The organism is Membranihabitans maritimus (assembly GCF_021729145.1).
Taxonomy (GTDB): domain Bacteria; phylum Bacteroidota; class Bacteroidia; order Chitinophagales; family Saprospiraceae; genus Membranihabitans; species Membranihabitans maritimus.
In genome coordinates, this window is record NZ_JAJSLW010000008.1 from 102,219 (window position 1) to 120,031 (window position 17,813).

Below are 17,813 nucleotides of genomic sequence, written 5' to 3' on the forward strand. Positions count from 1 at the left end.
GACCTTATTAAAGGAAAATCAAACATACAACATAAATTTTCCACTCGTTATTAAATCTCTTTACTATTAAAAAAAGAGAATTAAGTAAATTTTGGAGTTAATAATTATGCTGCTAAAATAATAAAGAAAGTACGATTATTTAAATTCAAAAATCATCATTTTCACCAATTCCTGGAATATCTCCGTTTTGGTTTCTTTTCGTTTGATTGATTCTGTAATTAAAATTGAGTGTAATTTGACGTGCCCTCCAGCGTCCCCATTCTTCGTTATAGAAATTAGGACCTTCTGAATATCCTGCCCATCTTCTGGTGTTGAAAATGTCGCGGCCACTAAGAATCAGGGTTCCTTTACCTTTCAAAATATCTTTTGACATACCCATGTCCATAGAATATTGTGCATCTCTTCTTCCTTGGGTTGTTTCTTCGGGAGCCTCGTAATTAAAAGAGGCCTGGATATTAAAATTTGCTGGTAATTTAAATTTTGTACTGGCTTGGCCGGACATTGTTTTCGCATTACTATTATATTCTACATCCTGGTAGGTCCCTTCCGTGATCGCATTGTAAAAGTTAAGATTGATATTTGATTGCCACCATTTTGTGAAATCATAATTAAAACTAAACTCGATACCATAGGCATTTTGTATGCCGAGGTTCACCGGGAATTCCAATTCAATTCCCTGCTCATTTACCAGGCTAATACGGTCAATTACTCCAGTCCTATATCGATAATATACACTTGAGAGTAAAGAACCATTAGTGAAATACTTTAGGAATCCAGTTTCAAAGGAATTGGAATATTCGGGATTCAAATCCGGATTTCCTACTCTTCGTGAACGACTATCGGTAAAATTGGAAAAAGGTAATAGCATACGAAACCATGGGCGGCTCAACCTGCGGCTATAGCTCAATTGGAATTGATTTTCCGGGTTGAGTTCATAAGTAAAGTGCAATGTGGGAAAAAAATTGGTATAATTCCTATCATTTTCGAGTCCTTCTTTGATCAATTCGGTCGTAATGTCCGAATGCTCTACCCTAAGACCAAATTGATATGAAAAAGCTTTGTATTTATTTCCATAAATGGCATACGCGGCATAAATATTTTCTAAATAGATCAGGTTGTCGTCAAATCCTTCTAGTGGTATCCAGTTATTGTTTTCATTTAATTGTTCTACGAGATAGTTATTTGTGACATCCCTGAGGTTGGCTTTGAAACCAGCTTCGAATTGTCCTTCTTTTCCGACCGGATCAACATAGTCTAATTGAAGTAGAAAATTTTCCTCCCCTTCCCGGTTTCTAGAATTTTGTTCCAAGGCACCTTCACTGGTATTGATTATTTCTTCTGTTATGTCAGAAATTTCCAGGTCTTCATTCTTGAGCCATTTAAAATCGGCGGTTAATTTCCGGTCCTTTTCTTTAAAGGTCTTTACATAACTTAATGATGTTTCAAGGTCGTTTCCGTTTTCATTTTCCAAATCGGTACGTATACTTTCCTGAATTAAATTGTAATCACTGTCATAATCTTTGTAAGTGATATCGGATCGATTTTTCCCATCTGAAAATCGGTATACACCGGATGCGGTTAATGTATTGTAATCATTGATAAAAAAGTCTGCACCAAATTGATATTGGTTGGACAATCCGGACCTGTACCTATCGGATTGACTTTCGTAAATTTGCAACCCATTCGGACCATTAAACTCCTGATATGTTGCGCCGTTACCTGGTGACTTCCTGTAATACAAACCCCCGTTGAGAAACAAATTTATCCAATCTCTCCTGTAATTGAAATTTATTCCTGCCCCGTGATTATGTGGTACACCTACCCGAGCATCTATTGATCCGTTAAAACCTTTTTTACTTTCTTTTTTCATTACAATATTGATGATACCTACCTCTCCTTCCGCATCATAGCGTGCAGATGGATTGGTAATGATTTCGACTCTCTCCACCATATCACTTTGCAATTGCCTAAGAGCATCAGCTACGTTATTGCCCAATAAGCCGGAAGGCTTGCCGTCAACAAGAATACGTACATTTTGACTTCCCCTTAATTCTACATTCCCCTCTATATCTAAAGAAATAGAAGGTATATTATCTAATAAATCAGCTACGTTAGCCCCTGAATTTGCCAGGTTGGAACCCACATTGACTACCCTTTTATCTAACTTGAATTCCATTTGGCTTTTTTGAGCGGTAATTTCTACTTGTTCTAAAACGAGATCCCCCGTGGTCATTATGATAGGATCTAGAGAAAGAGGAGTATTTTGGAGGGTAAGTTCATTTATGAATTGATCATTATATGATAAGTACTCCAATTTCAACATATACTCCCCTTCGTCAAGTACGGCCTTAAAATATCCATTCTCATCTGTTGTCAGGCCTTTAATGAGATTAGTGTCAGGCGTGTATACCATTACTGCCGCGAATGGTAGTGGTTCGCTTTGATCGTCTGTTATGGTGCCATCAATATAAAGTTCCTTAGAAGGGCTTTGCGCATAGAGAGTAGGAATGATAAAAAACGAGATAAAAATGAATACGCTCCGTGAGATGGTCATAACTAATTTTTGTTCACTTAATAAATGTCGAAAATAATTGAAAATGATTTTCATTTTCCTACTGGTGTTTTAATTAAAAAAGTACTTAAATCTTTGAATCCGAATAGTCTATTATTTTTATAACCTTTGAGTCTTTGTAAAGTTGTCAGCTGACTTAATAAAATTTAAACAGCATCCCGTAGATTAGATGCACAAATTTGATAAGGGTTTAATCTGTTTTCTAATCAGCTTATGACTAGTAAAATCTTTCGTTCTTTTTTTTAGTTTAAATTTGTCTTTACAGATATATTGATAAGAAAATTTTGCAATGATAAAAAATGCTTAATGGATAGGCGGATTACAAAAAAGGAGGAAGATTATCTCAAAGGGCTTATGTATCTTTTGTGGCAAAATCCAGAAAATAAAGTAGGTACTAATCAGTTGGCAGATACGGTTGGTGTAGCGCCGGCAACAGCTAATAGTATGCTCAAAAAACTAAAGGAGAAGAATTGGGTGAATTATAAGAAATACGGGAATCTTAGCCTGACTGATGAGGGACAGATAATTGCTATGAAACTTATAAGGAAGCACCGGTTATGGGAAACCTTTCTTTACGAAAAACTAGACTTTAGATGGGATGAAGTACATGAAATTGCAGAACAATTAGAACACATCAGATCAGATAAATTAATTGCTAAGCTCGATGAATTTTTGGGCTATCCTAAAGTTGATCCTCATGGGGACCCAATACCTGACGAAAATGGAAATGTTAAAAAAATTATAAAGAAAACATTGGCTGAAGTTGAAGAGGGAAATAGCTGTAAAATTATCTCAGTTCGGGATAATTCAGCAGCCTTCTTGCAATACGTAAGTGAACTGGGAATGAACCTCAAAACACTGATTCGAATAATCAAAAAACAGGATTTTGACAATTCTCTTGAAATTCAAGTGAATAATGATACCTACCGAGTATCCGAAAAATTCTCACTAAATGTGTTTGTTGTAGAGGTTTAAAAAAAAATCAATTTTCTCTCATTCGCTGCTACCTGAAGCATTGATTCAGCGGTCCTAGTTAATGTGAGCGTAAAAGGGATCTTTTTGAGTATATATCGTTGGCCAGGTCCACAGGTAATTAATAGGGTCTTACTTGTAGCAAGGAATAATGTTACTATTTTGGAGTCTGACAATTGAAGGGAATAAGGTTTTTTTATGCAAAAAAGTTTTGTGAACTGAGGTGTTTTGATACCTATTGCCAGTAGGTTGAACTAAAGAAGTTTTGTAGTCTCTCAATTATTTTCAAATAATCTTTACTAGTTTTCAATTGTTGGTTATGAATAAAACAGTTTTGGGATTTGATTTATTTCTCCTGAATATTTTCTTCTCAGATATCAGTTTGTAGAAAAGTGGGTATGATCAGGACTAAGAAAAAAACCTATTATCAACCATAATGTTATAGTCACCAGGCTAATTCTAATATTCTATCCAAAGGTCCATTTCTGTATTTCTATGTACTATCCAAAATATTTAGTGCGTGAGGTGTGACTTTTAACTGGGACACCCGTATATACAAAGGTGTTTTCGTCGAAAACGAACAACCTTTAAAAAGGAATTTATAAAACAAACCACTTTTGATCGACTTTTGGCTTTGGTAAGATTGTTTTTTGATCAACAACAGCGGGGAATTGAAGGAATCAATTCCCCGTTTTTATTTAGAATTCCAATTTTAAACCAAACGAGAACTGAAAGGTAGATTTTGGTGCATCCAAAATGGGGTAGCTTTCAAAACTATATCCGAATCTGTTAATAAAAGTCAATATTTCAGTAATTTTAATCTCTAGAATTTCTTCATTAAATATTCTAAAGTTCTTCCAATGTGAAAATGATGGCTGATAATAGGTAGTACTGTAAAACTCGATCATGTCGTCCTTTAACACGGTAAAGGACAAATAACTGCTGGATCGGATTAAGTGAACAATCTCATCAATATTATTATTTTGATTTTCCCATTCTGACATAATCAAACTACCAAAATATATTTTTAAAAAATCCTTTTCCAATAGTTTAAATCTGGGGCCACCTCCCAGTAAATAACGGGAATCAATTCTCTTGATTTTATTAAATTGATATTGGGTAAAGGCTTCCACTCTTATCAGGGCATTGATTTTGTAATTATAGCGTAAATGCAAATACAAAGCGTTGTTAAAATCATTTTCTTTGGATTGAACCAGTGACCAATCTGTCAAAAACATAGCCAGGTGTTTCTTGTTTTTGTATTGTAAGTCTGATTTGGTAGAAAAATTCCAAATAGGTGTATTTATATTAAGGTAAGCACCTGAGATAGATAAATCCCCGGCCCAACCTGAAGTGTCGGTAACTTTTCTTGCTGATTCAACATTAATAATTTGAGCTTTGAGCACAGAACTAAAAAGGAAGGTGAAACCGATATATAAAAATAACCTCTTGAATCCCATTAACGGTATTTTAATTCAATTTATTCATTCTTTAGCTGCTAAATTAACTCATAATAGGTAGATTGATATATTTTCCGGGGATTCCGAAAGCGTTGACCAATGCATTGACATCGGGTACGAGTTGTTGGGCATGCCGATGAACTAACTGTCGGATAGCCTTGGATTTTTTGGCACTAATGTATCCTTGTTCCAGGTACCATCCTTTGTGTTCCAGGATAGTGGATAAAGCATACAAAGCACTTAATTTCTTCAACATAAATTTTACATCTTCGTCTTCAGTTTCTGATATAACTTTATGCATTGAAATGAGAATTAATTCTTCTCCATAGGCTTTTGCCAGATTAATCATATGGGTTTGTACTTTCAAAAACGCCTGATAGGGTTTTACCCTTTTTTTAAATAAATTGTTGATCCTTTGTGCAATAGAAAAGGTTAATCTTCTCCGCCTGTACGAAAATGCATCCATATGAAATGATCTGCTATATAAATGGGAGAGGTCTATGTTCGAAGTAAAGATTGGATTGTATGATACCAATAAATCAGACCATTTTCTGCGTAAAAATTTAATTACACCGGTAAAATGTTCAGCATTAAAATCGGTTTGGAATTCTGACAAAACTCCCTTGGCAGCCAATTGTAATAAAACGTAATTATCGCCTTCAAATGTCGTGAAAATGTCAATATCAGATTTTAGGTCGGGTATCCTGTTTTCACTCATGTATCCTTTTCCGCCGCATGCTTCGCGACATTCCTGAACGGTTTGATTGGCGTGCCAGGTGGCTATAGACTTAAGTGCAGCTATCTGGGTTTCCAGTTTGCGTTTGTCATCATGTATGCCCAGGGCAGAATATTCACTCATGGCATCTTCAAGTGCAAAATGGATCGCATAAGTCTTGGCTAACCTGGGGAACAAACGCATCTGATGAGTCGGGTAGTCTATTATGGCTGTTTCCGATTTGTGGATTTCAGAGCCAAATTGTCGTCTTTTTAATGCATATTTTATTGCAATTGTAAGTGCCAATTTTGCCGCTGCATTCGCTCCTTTCCCAACGCATATTCTTCCCCCGGCGAGGGTGCCCAGTGTAGTGAAAAATCTTTTATCAGGATTTTTTATATTAGATGAGTACTTGCCATCTTTTATGTGACCAAACTGATCGAGTAAATGGTCAACGGGTACCTGAACAGAGTCAAACCAGATTTTTCCATTGTCTACACCGTTAAGTCCATGCTTGTAGCCGTTGTCTTCTACTTTGATGCCCGGAAGGAGATTATGGCTTTCATCGCGAATAGGAACTACAATTGCATGAACGCCTTCATTAGTCCCATTTACAATTAATTGGGCAAAAACGGTCGCCATTTTTGCTTCTAATGCATTTCCAATATAGACTTTATAATCCCGGGAGGAAGGTGTATTGATTTCTATAGTATCGTTTTCTTTGATATAGGTAGCTGTTGTTTTCAATCCTCGCACGTTGGATCCATGTCTTTCTTCAGTCATTGCAAAACATCCGAGAAGTTTTCCCTGACCTAATTTATTTAACCATTTGTCGTGATGCTTTTTGGTTCCAAGACTAAATACACTTCCACCAAATAAACCAAATTGAACTCCGAATTTCACAGCTAAACTTCCATCTACAAACATTAATTGTTCAAAAATATGTCCATAGGCCTGCAAGTCACTTTTTCCGCCGTAATCAGGGGAATAGGAGACAGCTCCCAAACCGTGTTTACCTACTTCTTGAAGTTGGGCGGATACTTTTTGGCGGTGGAAAGTTTTATCTTTTGTTATGGTCCAATCAAAAAGTTCATTTTCTGTCAATACCTGAACTTTTTTGATGGTTGTGGCGTATTTCCCTTTCAAGACTTTTGACATCCTTTGTTCAGAAAACGAACTTTCTGTTATTCTTTCAGGAATATCAACGGTAAATAAATGCTTGTATTGGTTCGGCTGGATGCCTAAATTATATTCGATTTTTTCCAACCCCTGTATATTTAAAGAACTACTGGTCTTCTCTGGTAAAAAGCGGCTGGAAAAACTTGCAAGGGGAAATTCCTCCTCCAATGAAATGCTGGCATTCTGTAATTCTATCAGTTGCTTCCACTCTTCGAATTGTGTTTCAGCCGGTGGTTGTCCGGGATGCAACCAATCCAGAAGGATAGTTTTTTCTTGTCCTCTGAGGTGCGGATCATCCGAAATTACTGATCTGATAACGGATAATTCGGAAGCCGTCAATAAACCATCTGCCCAGATAATATATAAAAAAGGTATATAGATTTGAGCAGCAGGAGATAAATCGGTGGTGACCATAGTTTCTTGACTTTGCCATTAAAAATAATGAAAAAATATATTTTGTTTCCCTGGTTTTTGATCAGTTATTGAGGTCTACTAGTTTTTTGGTGGCTTCGAAGGTCGTACTTCCACTTTGCTCGGCAAGGTCCTGGGATGCATTTTCAAAAGGTCTGCTACTAATTGCCCTACATCCTCAGGTTGGATTTTCCATGCATCTTTTTCTCCGGGTTCATTGTTGTTGAAATGGGTAGCTACGGAACCGGGCATGATAGTACTGACTTTGACGTCGTCTTGTCTTAGGTCTAGCATTATCGCCTGTGAAAAACCGACAAGGCCAAATTTACTGGCATTATAAGCGGCTCCTCTTGCAAAGAAATTGGTCCCGGCCAGGCTGGCAATCGTAATAATGTAGCCTTTGGACTTCTTAATGTCTTCTACAGAGGCCTTTACGCTGTGAAATACCCCGGTTAAATTAGTATCAATAGTAGAATTCCAGTCTTCTATCGACATCTCTGAGATCGGGGCGAATTTCCCTAATCCTGCATTAGCAATTAGCACATCCAGTCGTCCCCACTTATCTATAATTGTCTGCACAGCTTTCTTTTCATCCTCTATGTTACGTACATCGGATTCTAATGGAAGAACCCGGTCATCCACTTCTCCTAATTGTTTGGCTACTACATTTACATCTGCATAATTCCTGCCTGAAATAGCAACTCGCATACCTAATTTTATCAATTCTTTGGCTATCCCCAGCCCAATACCTTTAGTCCCACCTGTAATGTATGCAACTTTGTTTTTGAGTTTTGTCATTTGTTTAGATCTTTATTTAATAGTTCAAGTAGATATGGACAAAAATTGTTTACGATTTTTCTATATTCCCATTTTCAACCAGGGGAAGTTCAAATGTGAAAATAGTGCCCAGAGGATTATTGGGTATAAATGATATTGTGCCTCCGAAAGTCTCAATAATATTCTTGCTAATGGCTAACCCGAGACCTGTACCTGAAGATTTGGTTGTAAAATTGGGAAAGAATACTTTCTCTTTAAGTTCATCGGGTATCCCTTTTCCATTGTCTTCAATTTGTACAATTGCTTTTTGATCTTCTTCTTTTAAACGAATAAAAATATGTCCTTTTCTATCGGAGGGGATCGCTTGTAAAGCATTTTTTACCAGATTATTCAATACACGGACAAGGTGCGTACGGTCTGCTTTAACGAATAATTCATCTATTGGCACATATAGATTAAACTTAATATCTGTTCGTGTTTGGAATAAATCGTGAACAGAGGCGACCAAATCGTTTAGCAGAATTTCTTCATATTCCGGTTTTGGTAGTTTGGCGAAAGAAGAGAATTCGCTGGCGATACGACTTAAATTGTCAATTTGTTCTATTAATACACTGGAGACTTCTTTGACGATTTGCCTGGCTTCTTCTTCGTTGGCTTCTTGTATCCGGAGTTCCATATGCTGAATACTGAGTTTCATAGGCGTAAGGGGGTTCTTTATCTCATGTGCCACTTGTTTTGCCATTTCCCTCCAGGCAACCTCCCGTTCGGTATGGGCTAATAATTCGGCACTGTGTTCCAATTTACCAATCATTTCATTATAAGCCTGAATGAGCGTTCCAAGTTCGTCACTTTGATTCCATTTGAGCGTCTCATTTTGCTTTCCGAGAGAAAATTCTTTTAATTTCTTTCCCAATTCAGTGATAGGACTTATTATAGAATTGGATATGGAGTAGGATAGGGCTGATGAAATCAGAAGTAGGAAAACAAAGGCATTTAATAGTAAGTTGAGAAAATTATAAAATCCGGAAGGGACTTTTTTGAACTCCGGATATACGAGAAATGAGAGATTTTGATTGTTGGTTAAAGGTAAAATTAATTCTTCATGGTCCGACTCGTCGAGTAACGGAGCGTAATCGGATCCTCTAAGTTTTGCCAATGTGTTGAACTCCATTCTTTTGGGGGTGTCATTCGATGAAATATTTTGAGATATTAATCTTCCAGATTGGTCATATAGCACGAAATTGCCCGGAAGGCTCCTTACTAGTTCAAAAGGGTTGGAATTCGATAATTTCGTTTTATGAATTTGTTGGTAATACTCTTTTACAGTATTTCGCAAGGACTCTTTATAAGTTCTTTTATAAAAATTCGAACTTACAATTCCGATTATAGCAAATGTAACGGCCAAAATGGAGAGTACGGAAAACTGAATCTTATTTCTTATAGTAAGATTTTCTATAAGATAATGATTGAATTCTGATGGTAAAATTTTAAATATAGATTGCATCCCCACTAATATTGCGAGAATGAATAGAGCAAAAACGAATAGGAATGAAAAAAATGAAAAAGGCAATAATAGATCATTATATTTCTGCCTTCCTATAATTGTAAATTCTCCGTTCCGTGCTGAAGAATAAAGGGTATTTCCATTGACGAAATTTGTGTTGTTTGAGTCCGATATATTGAACTGGGTAAGGTTGTCCGGAAAAAATAAACTCTCTGCCATTAAGTTTTTATTTCCTTTATAAATGGTCCAATCTCCGGCATTGTAGAATTTTTGCTTTCCGGATGATAGGTTATTTTGGTAGTCAAGACTGGAAACCTTTAACGTAGCTTTTAAGGTGACTTTATTGTTCTGAAAATAATATGATATAGGCCAATTATAGTCACTGTAAATAGTAAAAGCATCGTTGTCGCTACTAATAAGATCAGGCTCATGGCTTTGTATTGAATCAACTATCCTGATATCATAATTTTTTTGAATGATGGGCTTCTCAAAAATGATGTCATTGAGCGCCGTGTATGCAGCTAAATTGTTATTAAATTGAGGATGTTTTTGTTCAATGGCTTTAATGAGGACAGAATCGGGAAAATTTATTTTTTCTTCTAATACAACTTGAGATAAGCTAGATACTTTGGTCTTGTAAAAATGAAAAAATAGAACCGTTGTAAATAGACAAAGCGTAAGCAACCATACCGAAATCCAGGTGAAATCCCTTAACGTAGTATCCAGGAATAAATCAAATAATAGCATTGTAATCAATAGAGAAAACATCCAAATCCAAATATTCAATTCTACAGGATCTATGAGAAAAAATAGCGAACTAATTAGCATTGAAATAGTAAATAACCCGAGTTTTTTTCCCCAGGCCAGATCGAAAGATCGAATTGAAAGGAATATTCTAATGGTTATGCCAAACAATGCTATTAACAAGAGAAAAATAGCACAGAAAAGGATGATATGATTCCCGTCCAGGTTAGGAATTATGTTTATGTCTAAAGGGATATATTGGTTATTTACAATGGCCTTTATAAATAAACAATAGAACATACTCAAGCAACAAAATATAAGGTATCCGGTTATTGTGAAAAAATACTTCCTGTTTTTCGAAAGGCTATCGTATGAAAAACTCTTAAAGTCCCTAAAATAAAATATAGAAAATACTAATAGCGTAATGATGTTGATGATCGTATCGGCCAGACTGATTTTAACTTCAGGGCTAAAGAAATAGGGTTTAAAGATAATTAAGTTCGAAGAAGTGTGAAGAGGGTAAAACAGGCTGGGAATTCTCAATACAACCAGGCAGCTGATTACTATGGGTACAACCGTTTTAAAACCCCATTTTATAATGTAGGTTCTTGACAGGTTGAAAATAAATGAAATCACCAGGAAGTATCCCAGAAGGAATGAAAATATAATTACAATATCATACCTGGTTTGACTACTCTTAGTTACTACATCTGATATATCCTCAAGAGGTAAAGTAACTTCTATCTGGGATGTGTTTTTAGCCGGGGCTAAATTTTTCAAACTATTGATATAAACTACACTGATATTATCAGTAGATTTTGCAGCGAGTTCAATTTTTACAAAATATTCATGGTCTTTGGTCAGGATTTTTACCGTATCTGACCGGGGAATAATTTCAAATTGAAAATTAAAATCCCGGTTCTTCCAGTACTTTAAATCGTCATTTTTCCATAAATTTATAGTATAACCTTTCCCTAGGTCAAATGCACTGAAAAATTCCCGAATATCCGAGGTCTGTCCCGAATCAGGGAAATCGGACAATAGTTTGATTACTTCATCATTTTTAGTTACTTCATTTAGTGATGAATACGTAGAAAGAATGTTTCTTTCCCAAACTTTTTTAAGATTTTCAGGATTGGATAACTTATCTTTGAAAATTGAGGTCAGCAGCGCAGTACAAAAAAAAAGCATGGCTAGTGAACCAATAATGATATTTATTTTTTGTATTCGCAAAGGTTTATTTTTAGATGTAAATATATAATTATAATATTTAATAAGTTGTAGCCTATCCTATCGTTCCACAATGATTTTTTTATCATATGGAGAGGAAAATCCGGACAACGTAGAGCGCCACACCACCTAACGGGTGGGTTCTTCAAAGGAAGAAACAGAACAGTGCCACAGAAAATATACCGTCCCGCAGGCTTGTGGGATAAGGGTGAAATCGTGCGGTAAGAGCGCACGCAGAATACCAGCAATGGTATTTTGGGGTAAACCTTGTGGGTTGAAATGCCAAATATATTTCGATTTGTCTTGATGACATACCTGGTTGCTCGCCGGGGCTTAAATTTTTAAGGTCGTAAGGGGTCGGCAGCTTGACTCCGATGGTGACGTCGGAGCTAGATAAATGATAGGACTAGACAGAATCCGGTTTACAGGGCTACAACTTTTTTACAAATCTTTGATATGGATGTTTATAAAGTAGTAGAATCCATTATTGATCAGTATTTAATTTTTTTGTCATTAAAATAAATGATTCCCCTTATTATTACTATGTGCGAAACACAAAGTTTTGAATCTTCCCATTTCCTCGTATATATTCTATTGATCCAGGGTTTCTAACTATGCTTTCTACCGTGGTATGAAAGTATCCTAATTACTATAAGTGTTAGTGTTTGTAGCTGATGGCCTAATGGATACGGGAATTTATATATAAATACAATATCATTATTGGTACATCTTTTTACAAATATCGTCACTTCGAATGTGCTATGATTTGGAAACAGAAACAAGTTTTGACGTCTTTAGTGATTTTTAAAACCACAACAAAAATCCGTGTTTCTTCCGGGAAATTCATTTTATCAAAGCATTCAATCTCTTCCTATTGAATGTTAGCTCATTATGTGTTGAGAAATTAATTCACTTTTGAAAATATCCAGTGCTATTGTTCATTGATTATCAACCGGGGTCAGAAGGAAGTTTCCTATCCCATTCAATTTCCATTGTCCATTATCAAGTTTAGTCAATTTGAAGTATCCATCTGGTACTACGCCAAGGTCATAGATATATAAGCTATCATTTTGTACCCTAAATTTTCCTTCGGCTCTCCTGTTTTGTCCCATGGCAGACGTTTCGTAAACAGCCGTATTGTCAGCATTGAATTCAAATTTTACACGGGTTGATTGTGCCATAGACTTTACTTCAGGATTGAAAGAAGCCGAAATAACCTGACCATTATATTTACCGATCAACTCTTTTTCCAGGGAGTCATTTGAAGACGAACAAGAAATCAAACCGGAGATTATCATAATAAACAAAAGTAGATTTTGAACACTTTTACATACATTTAAGACCATTCTTCAATTTTTTATTTTTACTTCAGATTTGTATCAAGACGAAAATATGAATTTAAATATTATCCCGTTAACATTGAATTTTAAATTTCCCGCCGGAACGTCCAGATCTGTATTGCGAAAAAGAAATACCTACATTTTGGTTCTTGAAGGAGATAATGGTACCCAGGGATGGGGAGAAGCTGCTCCATTGGAAGGATTAAGTACTGAATTGGCTAATGGGGGGAGTAGTTTCAAATCATTTATGGATAATTTTGGAAAACAAACGTTGACGACGGATACAATTAATAGAATTAATTCTTTTCCATCAGCTCGCTTTGCGATGGAGGCAGCGTACTTGGATTTGCAGAATAACGGGGAAAGGGTATGGTTCCCCGGGGACTTTGTTTCGGGAAGGACCAAAATTCCCATTAACGGGCTTATATGGATGGGGTCTAAGTCAGAAATGTTTGCCAGAATCAATGAGAAGTTGCAAGATGGATATCACTGCTTAAAGCTGAAAATTGGAGGAATTAATTTTAATGATGAAGTGGAATTGTTAAAATATATACGCTCCCAGTTTGATGGCAATATCTTGGAATTAAGGCTTGATGCAAATGGTTCTTTTTCAACCCGGAACGCAGAGGAACGTCTAAAAATTCTTAGCGATTTTCAAATTCATTCAATTGAACAGCCGATACAAACTGGGAAATGGCAGGAAATGGCTAAGCTTTGTGAGGAAAATATTGTCCCCATTGCATTGGACGAAGAATTGATCGGTTTGCATGGAAAAGAATGGAAGAAAAGATTGATAGATGTAATTCGTCCGCAATATTTGATATTTAAACCAAGTCTGATCGGAGGAATTGCTGAGACAGAAGATTTTATTTCTTTATCTGACAATAGGGGAATTGGTTGGTGGATGACTTCGGCGCTCGAATCCAATGTGGGATTGAATATTCTAGGGCAATTTTCAGATTATTTGAATGTAAGTATGCCACAAGGGTTGGGGACAGGACAACTTTTTACAAATAATATATCATCGCCATTTACCGAAAAAAGCGGAGAAGTATTTTGTATACCCTCCAATAAATGGGGAAAATTACCGCTAAATTGAAAATGTTATGCAGTATCCGGGAATGGGCATTTGGATTGAAGGCGAGTGGTGGAGTCGAGATAAGATCTTGACATCTGATATATCTTCACTGCCTTCATATTTTTTTGACCGGGAAGTCATATTATTCCTAAAAAATTGGTTTGATGATTCCGCTGAGTTTCCAGGGTTTACTTCTGGGTCCACTGGCACTCCTAAATTAATCCGTTTGGTAAAGGAATATTGCTGGGCCAGTGCATTATCCACACTGTCGTATTTTAAGATAAAGCCCAAAACCAATGCACTACTTAGTATGCCTGCAAGATTTATCGCCGGTAGGATGATGATAGTTCGGGCTATTGCCGGAGAATTAAACCTTAAAATGATTTCCCCTTCTTCTGTACCTGACATTCCCGGGACATTATTGTCTTTGGCGGCTTTTACTCCTCATCAATTTGGTAATTTATTGAATGAACCGGAAAAAAACAAAGGTGGCCAAATTGAACTCATTTTACTGGGAGGGGCTCCGGTTTCTGCTGATTTGATACAAAAAATGGAGGAAGTTGGAATTAAAAGCCGGGTTTTTGAGACTTTTGGTATGACTGAAACATATAGCCATATCGCTATAAAATCTCTTTATCCGGAAAAGAAAAGTTTTTTTGAAGCTGTTCCCAATGTACGTTTTGACCAGGAGGACGGTCAATTAATTATTCATGCACCACACATAGGAAGAGAATACTTGAAAACTAACGATATGGTAGAATTAATTTCTGATCAAAAATTTAAATGGATGGGTAGAGCGGATTTTGTAGTAAACAGTGGAGGGATAAAGTTATTTCCAGAGAAAATTGAGAATAAGTTATCTGGTTTTATTGAAGAGGTTTTTTTTAGTTATGGAGTACCGGATAAAGCCCTGGGACAGCGCCTTATATTAGTTGTTGAAGAAGGGGGAATTCAGGATGAAGATGAAATTTGGAAAATAGCGGATACCCGACTGGAAAAATATGAAAAACCGAAAGAAGTATTTTTTGTTAGAGAAATACAATATACGAGTAGTGGTAAGATTGACAGGTCTCAAACCTTATTAAAAAATCACTATTTTGCATAATTTTTGTATTTGAATCACGAAAGAGGGTATGGAAAAAAATACTAGTGGATTAGTTGTTTACTCTTTTCCCGGGGAAGAGAATTTTTATAAACTTAGTGGTAATATAGTAGAAGTTTCCGATTATAAGGCAGATCATTCCGAGGGGTTTATTTTTGCACCATTCGATAATAAAGATTTACCAATTATTAAAATTCTTGGGAAAGCTGAAGTGGTAACAGAAGGAATGAATCTTCTTTCAAATAGTGATCTTTTTACTTTGAAAGACTTTCCTGAAGAAACTGAATATGATTCTTATGTGACAACAATCAAGGAGGTTGTTAAAAAGATTCGTACAGGTTATATAGACAAACTGGTTTTTTCCATTTCTGAAGTTGAGGCACATTCTTTAGATGATTTTGAAGAGCTTCTTAAAAAATTGAGATTCCATTATCCCAATGCTTTTGTGTATTATTTCTATTCTTCATGGACAGGGTTGTGGATTGGCGCAAGTCCTGAATTGTTACTTCATTCCGATGGTGAAAAAATGGAGACAGTCGCATTGGCGGGAACCTTGAAAAATGCGTCTAAATGGGAAAACTGGGGAGCGAAAGAAATAGCAGAGCATAGGTTTGTGGAACGTTTTATTGAAACGCAATTGTCGCCGGGAATCTATGTGAAAAAAGGACCGTTACCGGTCAAAGCCGGTCCAGTGTATCATTTGTCATCCCATTACCGATGGTCCATTGATCAGTTTAATGGTTCCCCTTTTGACATCCACCCCGGACCAGCTCTAAGTGGATATCCTGTAAATGAATCAATTCAATTAATAAAGCAGATGGAACGGCGTCCGCGAAAGTATTATTCTGGATTTCTCGGACCTGTAAATGGTAGCAACGTCTTTCAGTTTTTTATAAACTTAAGGTGTATGGAAGTATACCAAAACAAATCTGTTTTGTATGCTGGTGGAGGAATAACGGAAGACTCTGATCCTGCAAAGGAATGGGCTGAGCTTCAATATAAATTCAGTACATTGCGATCCAAAATGCTCAAAGCAGAAGAAGTGTAATGTATTCAGATAAGGAGATCATACACAGGATTGTTCATATCTTTCATGCCAGAGGGATACACGCGGTAATTGCCAGCCCGGGGTCCAGGAATGCCCCTGTAATACAGTCTTTCTTCGGGCATGGTGGATTTAAGATGTATTCAGTATCCGACGAAAGATCAGCAGGGTTTATTGCTCTGGGAATGGCTATGAAAACGGGAAAGGCAGTTGTTCTTACCTGTACTTCGGGCTCAGCTTTATTGAATTACGGCCCGGCTTTGGTTGAAGCTTATTATCAAAATGTTCCCCTGATTGTTCTTTCGGCAGATCGTCCAGTTCATTTAATTGATCAGGGGCATGGTCAATCAATGCGACAAGAGAATGTATATCAAAATTATATCCGGGGTTCACTTAACTTACCTGAGTATTTGGAAGAGAATAGTTGGTTTATTGATGCTAAGGTCAATCAATTAATAGACATGGGGAATGGATATGTCAAAGGGCCCGTCCATATCAACCTTCCCCTTGATGAACCATTATACGACTTTAGATATGAATTAGTGGATGATGTAAGAATTATAGACTATTTCCATTCGGAAAAAATTTTATCTGAAAATATAATTAAAAGACTGGCAGACAACTGGGATCAGGCAAATAAAGTGATGATTTTAGTAGGACAAAAAGCACCTGACCCGGATCTAAATAAATTGTTAGCAAAAATAGTTGAGCAAAAAAACGTTGCAGTACTTACAGAACATACCTCCAATTTATATAAACCTTCGTTGTTTATTCATCAAATTGACAGATGTATTTTTGCATTGGACAAAGAGGAGTGGGTTGAATTTCATCCGGATCTGTTAATCACATTTGGTAAAGAAATTGTATCAAAAAAAATAAAGAAAGTATTACTTCGTCAGCGAATTCAGAATCATTGGCACATTGGAAAGACAGATGAACAGAGGGATACATTTGGTAGTTTGACGATGGTTATCGATACGGAACCTAAAGAGACGCTGGATAAAATTTTGAACTTTAAGGCTAAAAGTAAAGATTATTTAAAAACCTGGCAGAAGCGGAATGTTCAAGTAAAGAATTATCACGATAAATATTTGCAGAATACCAAGTGGTCAGATTTAAAAGCCTGGGAGTTTTTAATGCAGAATATACCGTCGGATATATCAGTGCACCTGGGAAACAGTGCTTCCATAAGGTATAGCCTCTTGTTTGATGGCAAAGGCGGCCAGAAGTATTTTGCTAATCGAGGAGTAAGTGGAATCGATGGATGTACCAGTACAGCAGTTGGATATAGTATCGCAGCCCCGGAAGAGAAGGTGTATTTTATTTCCGGAGATATTTCTTTTCTTTATGATAGCAATGCTTTTTGGATATCTGAACTACCTGAGAATTTAAAGGTCATTGTAATTAATAATTCCGGAGGAGGAATATTTCGTTTTATAGCAGGACCGTCGGAAACGGAAGTGTTGGATGAGTTTTTGGAAACAACACATACAAGGAGCATACAACCCTTAGTTGAATCTTATGGGATCAAATGTTTTCAGGCAAATAGCCTGGAGGCATTGCAAGGTATTTTTTCTAAATTTGCAACCCATTCAGGTTTGGCAGTTTTGGAAATTGTGACACCTAGAAAGGAAAATGATAAAGTTTTAAAGAACTATTTTAATAATCTATCGAAATCTTAAAT

At 36.4% G+C, this 17,813-nt stretch carries 11 protein-coding genes and 1 other RNA gene; 6 read left to right on the top strand and 6 right to left on the bottom strand.

What is annotated here, in order from left to right:
* Positions 1–145 precede the first annotated feature (145 nt).
* The gene (locus LVD47_RS11235; protein ID WP_236975984.1) at positions 146–2,554 is read right to left on the bottom strand and encodes a TonB-dependent receptor domain-containing protein; all 2,409 of its coding nucleotides are present in this window, start codon (positions 2,552–2,554) and stop codon (positions 146–148) included.
* Between the two features lie 324 nt (positions 2,555–2,878).
* On the opposite strand from LVD47_RS11235, the gene LVD47_RS11240 reads away from it, so the two are divergent.
* Positions 2,879–3,547 (top strand): metal-dependent transcriptional regulator, encoded by a 669-nt coding sequence (locus tag LVD47_RS11240; RefSeq protein WP_236975985.1) that lies wholly within the window; start codon positions 2,879–2,881, stop codon positions 3,545–3,547.
* Positions 3,548–4,242: 695 nt separating this feature from the next.
* Here the strand turns inward: LVD47_RS11240 and LVD47_RS11245 are convergent.
* From LVD47_RS11245 to LVD47_RS11260, 4 genes are all read right to left on the bottom strand, one after another.
* On the bottom strand, positions 4,243–5,004 hold the full coding sequence (locus LVD47_RS11245; protein WP_236975986.1) for a DUF481 domain-containing protein: 762 nt from the start codon (positions 5,002–5,004) through the stop codon (positions 4,243–4,245).
* A 43-nt stretch (positions 5,005–5,047) separates the two neighbouring features.
* Complete coding sequence (locus LVD47_RS11250; RefSeq protein ID WP_236975987.1) at positions 5,048–7,312, bottom strand: acyl-CoA dehydrogenase family protein; 2,265 nt, start codon at positions 7,310–7,312, stop codon at positions 5,048–5,050.
* Between the two features lie 78 nt (positions 7,313–7,390).
* The gene (locus LVD47_RS11255) at positions 7,391–8,107 is read right to left on the bottom strand and encodes an SDR family oxidoreductase (protein WP_236975988.1); all 717 of its coding nucleotides are present in this window, start codon (positions 8,105–8,107) and stop codon (positions 7,391–7,393) included.
* A gap of 49 nt (positions 8,108–8,156) precedes the next feature.
* Positions 8,157–11,567 carry a sensor histidine kinase gene (locus tag LVD47_RS11260; protein ID WP_236975989.1) on the bottom strand — a complete coding sequence of 1,137 codons (3,411 nt, stop codon included), beginning with the start codon at positions 11,565–11,567 and terminating at the stop codon, positions 8,157–8,159.
* A 44-nt stretch (positions 11,568–11,611) separates the two neighbouring features.
* On the opposite strand from LVD47_RS11260, the gene rnpB reads away from it, so the two are divergent.
* Positions 11,612–12,005: RNase P RNA component class A (rnpB, locus tag LVD47_RS11265), an RNA gene on the top strand.
* A 497-nt stretch (positions 12,006–12,502) separates the two neighbouring features.
* Here the strand turns inward: rnpB and LVD47_RS11270 are convergent.
* A complete protein-coding gene (locus LVD47_RS11270) occupies positions 12,503–12,910 on the bottom strand; it encodes a hypothetical protein (protein WP_236975991.1) in 408 nt (135 codons plus the stop codon).
* A gap of 46 nt (positions 12,911–12,956) precedes the next feature.
* Here LVD47_RS11270 and LVD47_RS11275 point away from each other — a divergent pair, with 46 nt between their 5' ends.
* The 4 genes from LVD47_RS11275 to menD are packed head-to-tail and all read left to right on the top strand — an operon-like array spanning position 12,957 to position 17,811.
* The gene (locus LVD47_RS11275; RefSeq protein WP_236975993.1) at positions 12,957–14,003 is read left to right on the top strand and encodes an o-succinylbenzoate synthase; all 1,047 of its coding nucleotides are present in this window, start codon (positions 12,957–12,959) and stop codon (positions 14,001–14,003) included.
* A 7-nt stretch (positions 14,004–14,010) separates the two neighbouring features.
* Complete coding sequence (locus tag LVD47_RS11280; protein ID WP_236975994.1) at positions 14,011–15,087, top strand: AMP-binding protein; 1,077 nt, start codon at positions 14,011–14,013, stop codon at positions 15,085–15,087.
* 28 nt (positions 15,088–15,115) lie between these two features.
* Entirely contained in the window at positions 15,116–16,132 is a 1,017-nt protein-coding gene (locus LVD47_RS11285) for a chorismate-binding protein (RefSeq protein ID WP_236975995.1), read from the top strand.
* A complete protein-coding gene (gene menD / locus LVD47_RS11290) occupies positions 16,132–17,811 on the top strand; it encodes a 2-succinyl-5-enolpyruvyl-6-hydroxy-3-cyclohexene-1-carboxylic-acid synthase (RefSeq protein ID WP_236975996.1) in 1,680 nt (559 codons plus the stop codon). Before LVD47_RS11285 ends, menD begins: the two co-directional genes overlap by 1 nt.
* Positions 17,812–17,813 lie beyond the last annotated feature (2 nt).